Annotated in this window: 4 protein-coding genes and 1 pseudogene; 1 reads left to right on the forward strand and 4 read right to left on the reverse strand. The window is 39.4% G+C overall.

Annotated elements, in window-relative coordinates; all coding sequences use genetic code 11:
* Positions 1 to 499 precede the first annotated feature (499 nt).
* The 3 genes and pseudogenes from HCR01_RS36845 to HCR01_RS36855 all read right to left on the reverse strand — a co-directional run.
* Positions 500 to 2,128, reverse strand: a complete 1,629-nt coding sequence (locus tag HCR01_RS36845; protein ID WP_193200839.1) for a PQQ-dependent sugar dehydrogenase — start codon at positions 2,126 to 2,128, stop codon at positions 500 to 502.
* A gap of 735 nt (positions 2,129 to 2,863) precedes the next feature.
* Positions 2,864 to 3,001, reverse strand: a complete 138-nt coding sequence (locus tag HCR01_RS36850) for an HNH endonuclease (protein ID WP_226890052.1) — start codon at positions 2,999 to 3,001, stop codon at positions 2,864 to 2,866.
* A gap of 89 nt (positions 3,002 to 3,090) precedes the next feature.
* A pseudogene (locus HCR01_RS36855) lies at positions 3,091 to 3,225 on the reverse strand (IS701 family transposase); the annotation flags it as partial.
* 467 nt (positions 3,226 to 3,692) lie between these two features.
* Here HCR01_RS36855 and HCR01_RS36860 point away from each other — a divergent pair.
* Positions 3,693 to 3,833 (forward strand): CopG family transcriptional regulator, encoded by a 141-nt coding sequence (locus HCR01_RS36860; protein WP_191762440.1) that lies wholly within the window; start codon positions 3,693 to 3,695, stop codon positions 3,831 to 3,833.
* 100 nt (positions 3,834 to 3,933) lie between these two features.
* Here the strand turns inward: HCR01_RS36860 and HCR01_RS36865 are convergent, their stop codons facing one another.
* Positions 3,934 to 4,089, reverse strand: a complete 156-nt coding sequence (locus HCR01_RS36865) for a ribbon-helix-helix protein, CopG family (RefSeq protein WP_193200840.1) — start codon at positions 4,087 to 4,089, stop codon at positions 3,934 to 3,936.
* Positions 4,090 to 5,007 lie beyond the last annotated feature (918 nt).

The raw sequence follows: 5,007 nt of genomic DNA on the forward strand, positions 1-5,007 counted from the left end.
CAAGTTAATTTTATTGCAGACATCTTCGGAGTTGTTGCATAAATAATCTTAGTTCTAGAGAATTTTATCACTTCAAACCTTTTTTGCAACACAACCCTATTTAGAACATATTATTAGGCATAACGCCAACCCTTGTATTACACGGAAAGACTCGGAATTTTTAGCTTCCACTCCACCAGAAACCGAAAACCAGCCGAGTATTACACGGGAGCGGGAGTTTCCTCTAACATCTAATACCGCCAGCGAAAGACAGTCTGTTGCGTTGCCAACTATTTTAGAACTTGAAATTTTACGTGACCGTGTTTTGTCTGAACTGAGGTTAGGTAAGCAAGCTACTGGGTATAAAACTGCTCAGAAGGTTCTCAATCGGTTCATTTCTGAACTAATCGGTTCAGTTTAGCTGTTTGGGGAATTCGCCAACGGTATCCGCTACGGGCCGTTTTACCCAGTTGATGGGCCCATTCCCAGATTTTGTTTACGAATACGCTCTAACTTGAGGTTACTTGACCTCTATAAATGATATTTTGTCATTCAAGTCGTTTCCGACATTATGATCACCAGAACCATACTCACGGCATCGACCACCATTGTTATGTTCGCATACACGTACCACTGTATCTGGTGGCACGCGTAATGAGCTAATACTGTCATTACCCACGATACTTAAGTTACCTTGGCTGGCTTTGTATATTCCTGGACTTGCAGGAAAAGATTGGGAAACTCCAGCAAAGTTGATGTGTTTGTAGACCTGAACCTGTTCAACAGAAGGTGTGTAAGAAAGCTTGTAGATAGTGCCGCTGTAGTCATCTGAGATTAACAAATTACCCTGCTTATCTACTACCATATCCACGGGTCGTCCCCAAACTTCTTGGGTTGCTGTAATTAGCCAGCCGCTAACTAAATCTATCTGATCTCCTGGGATATTTGTCGTATTGTCCCAAGGAAAATAAGCTATTTTATAGCCTGTTTTTTTCTGCCGATTCCATGAACCGTGTAGCCCCACCACTGCCCCAGTAGAGTACAAGCTGGGAAAATTTGTATCTTGTAAAAAAGTTAATCCCAACGGAGCTGAATGTGCTTGGATACCCTTGGTAATCCTGTCCATTGCGTTGCAATTAACACGTCCATCAGCATTAAACTGAAAGTCGCGGTCGAATGGCATATCATTGAAGCCATTGGGCTTGTCAGGATTGGGGTTGCAGAATGGCCAACCATAGTTGCCACCATCCCGAACTTTTGTGAACTCTTCTGGTGGGTGGTCGTCTACATAGGACTGGATAACCTTACCGTAGTTGCCACTGCTATCGTTGAAGGGGTAGGCAATTCTGTCTCGATTATTAACAACTACCCAGAGGTCATTTGTGTCAGGCAAAAATGCCAGCCCTTCTGCATTGCGTAGGCCTTGGGCAAAAAGTCGCGGATTGGTTCCATCAGCATTGTATTGGTAAATTGCGCCCCGCCGTGGGTTACTCACAGTATCTTCCAAACAGGCATTACATGTAGAGGCGATCGAAACGTATAGTTTATGGTTGGCATCGAGTGCGATATTTTTCAGTTCGTGACCGTAAGAGCCTTTGAGTTCCGGTGTGCTGCTGTCTGGTAAGCCAGCTATGACGACTTGGCGATTGTTTGCGGTTATATCTCCAGATTTGTAGATGAAGCGGTTAATTTGATGAGTCTCAGAGATATAAACGTATGTCGTATTGTCAATCTTGTGAAACACAATGTCGTGCGGTTTGCGTAGACCCGTTACGAAGTCAGAAATAATTGGGTCATTGCTGCCATTTGGCTGCACAATTAGTACTTTACCTGTACTGGGCTGCGAGACTAGAAGATCCCCATTGGGAGCAACTGCCATAAACCGGGCTTTGGGAATTCGCGCATAGACGGAGATGACGAAGTTGGGCGGTACTTTTAAGTAACGGCTAGTATTGAAGGGCGTAGAGGTCATTGTACTAGGCACTTGAAGCTTGGTTTCAACAGACGCAGCTGGTGGGCTAGCCTCGGCGGCGTTGGTCAGACCCTTGAAGTACATCACAGTAGTTAGCAGGGTGAGTAAACTAAATAGCTGTGCAGATACTCTCCGTTTAAGCCACTTTCTTGGGTGTAGAGCAAACTGAACTAACATTTTGAATTTCCTTGTGATAGTGAGATTTATAACTACACCTAAGATTGCGTTTAAAGCCTTAGTTGTAGCAGCCAGCAATACACAACGCTTAGATCTGCAGAAAGATTTTTTAGCTTCTCCTCTGTTATAAATTGAACTTTCCATGAATTGGGGTATCTATCTAGACAACACTATTAATCGTCAGGTATCGAAGATTTGTTCAATTTATTTTTGCTTAGCCCTTACAGCTATGATTAACTGCAACTAGCTAGCAATAACAAATTAGAGCTAAGATTGATTGCAACTTTCGGTAAAACAATAGTGCATTTTGTCTACTGCTGTATTGGTAAGATTTCTGAACGCTAAACTGTTTGTTTTCCAGAAAAGGACTTCCAAGTAAAAAAATATCTAATTGCTGTGGGAATAGGAGAGTAAGGGTAGAAAAATATGATAGTTGTTCGTATTGGATAGAAGAATTAGATAATTTAATTTTTGGAGAGCCTTAAAATCTCTTTGATAAGCACAGAGCAAGGTATTATAAATACACAAAGCTATGCTAGTAGAGATCAATTCGCTTCACAAAAGATAGTATCAGTTGAGTATCTCAAAAGATACTCAAATGCAACAGCATTTTTAATTGGATGCCAGAGCTAGGAAGTCACCCTCCTGACTGGCTACAAAACCGTGCATGAAACGTTAATTTCACACGGCTCCTCAGTGATTTGGTGCTTGTCAAACACACCTATAAATTCAGAATTAGAAGGGATTACAGTTGAGATAATCCTCATCTATTTCTGGAACTTCAACAGCAAATTTATCTGCTGCCGTTTTAGCATCATGGCAATGTCCGTGAAGTAATTGAAGGTTGTCGTAACTATCCTGATTGTGTCGCAAAAACTTTGTTTAGACAAACGAAGAGCCTGAGTTAAACTTGATTAAGCAACAACTCCGAAAATTTGAGACAAGAATTTTATCTGCGCTTTCATGATTTCTAATCGACGCTCATTCACCTGCCCACTAGACCAAGGTGCTTCGGTCAAAAAGTGATGTAATCGGTGGTACGCAGCATTATCCGCCATTTGAAACAGGTTTTTTCTCTCACTTTCCCCCAGTAATCCACTTTTTCGCGTTGCTCTTATTGGGTGTTGACATCCAACGGGGTCTTATTAAAACAAGAGATTGCTGGTTTTTAAAGTTAAAGCAAACAAATATGCCAGAACTACTTTAACGCTTGGCATATTTGTATAAAAAATAACTAAGCCCTCAGCTAATTAAGTTATATTTATTCCTTTAGATACAAATCTGAATAAGGCAAGCTAAAAATACTGTTGTTAACAGCATAATATCAATACAGTTGTTTCTAACTAATAATTCTGAACATACATTTTTAACTTTTTACTGTACCTATGCGTCGGTAGAACTGGCATTGAGGTAAGCCACTTATTTCTGTGTTTGTCCATAATAACTCCAAAAAAGCAAGATATTAAACTTTTAAAGAAGAAGTCTGAATTTAAAGACATCTTTACTTTTTCTTGTGTGCAGGTTGTCAAGTACAAAAGCAAGTATTACACCTAGTTAATGACGTATGAGTAAAAAAAATACCGATAAGCAAATTAGCGTTGATTTAGCATCAGATGAAGCTAAAACACTTGAAAAATACTGTCAACAGACAGGAAAAGAGGAAAAGGAAGTAATTAAAGAGCTTGTCCGTAAACTGCCCGATTAAAGAGATTTCTTAGTACAAGTAGACAAATTCTCATTTAACCATTTATTAGTCACATCTCCTCGACTAGTAAAGTATTAAGTTGGATTTGAGAAATTCTCAATTACTTACTCTTCTCTACCTCAAGAGAGCGAATCAATTCTCGAATCACGTCGGTTGCTGGTCTTCCTGTCATTTCACAGTATTGTTCTATTTTCTCTGCCTCGCTTGTAGTAAGATTTATTGTCAGTCGTTTCACAGCCCATTTTTTATTACTCATAATTCTCTTTCACAATCATGTTATTGAAGAATACATTCGTCAGAATACATCCGTAAGAATCAATGAGTGGGGGATTCAGACCCGCCACTCATTGTAGACTACCAAATTTTCAATCTGGTGGGGGTCTTAAACCCACTTATTCAGACGCTCGTTGGCAAAGCCTCTCGTAGAGAAGACTCGCTACCGCTGCGCTATCCGCCAGTCGTACAGAATTCAGTATGAATTCTGACGACTGACGCATGTATTCTGGTTGATAAACGGTGTAACTTGGAGTTATTTAAAAATAATTAGTTTTGCTAATCAAAGGCTATCTCCTTCACCTGCTCTGAATGGTCAGTCAAGTTTCTTCTATCTCAAATTAAATAGCAAACAGCATAATATATGTCTTGATTTTTGATTTCATAACTGTTAACTTCCACTATCAAGTAGGTTCTTTGATTACTCTGTTTTGTTTAGTAAATCATTTAATATCTTGCAGAATCAGGAAGAAAATTTCAGCAAAAGCTATCAAAAACAATACAATTACTTGATCTGTCTAGAAATCAACTGTTTACTTAGCGGATATTAGCAAGCAAATACTAGCACGACAAGAAATATGAAACAAAGTTTATCGTTTGCGCTTACCTGAGCTTTTCATGCAAGTGCGACCTGATACTTGGCGGATAGGTACTTCAAACAGGTGAGTAACCAGAGGAGATTAAAACACTTTAACTTAATAGGTATCAAGCTCAAAATTATCAGTGACAATTATTTTAAGGATTTTTATTCTTGCTATGAAATCCCTTGTATCGCTCCCGTATTTTGCAAGAAGTTAATTTATCCGGCTGTGTTGCAAAAATAGGTGCCTAAGCAAGTGTTATATTCTTTCAAGAGACTGAAATGCTACAGAGATGAACCCAAAACAACCATTTAAATGGC

The organism is Nostoc sp. MG11 (assembly GCF_014904695.1).
In the GTDB taxonomy this organism is placed as follows: domain Bacteria; phylum Cyanobacteriota; class Cyanobacteriia; order Cyanobacteriales; family Nostocaceae; genus Komarekiella.

What these genes read in the sequence shown, in the direction of transcription:
- HCR01_RS36860 (WP_191762440.1), top strand. Translation starts at nt 3,693, where the DNA reads ATGAGTAAAAAAAATACCGATAAGCAAATTAGCGTTGATTTAGCATCA.
- HCR01_RS36845 (WP_193200839.1), bottom strand. Translation starts at nt 2,128, where the DNA reads ATGTTAGTTCAGTTTGCTCTACACCCAAGAAAGTGGCTTAAACGGAGA.
- HCR01_RS36865 (WP_193200840.1), bottom strand. Translation starts at nt 4,089, where the DNA reads ATGAGTAATAAAAAATGGGCTGTGAAACGACTGACAATAAATCTTACT.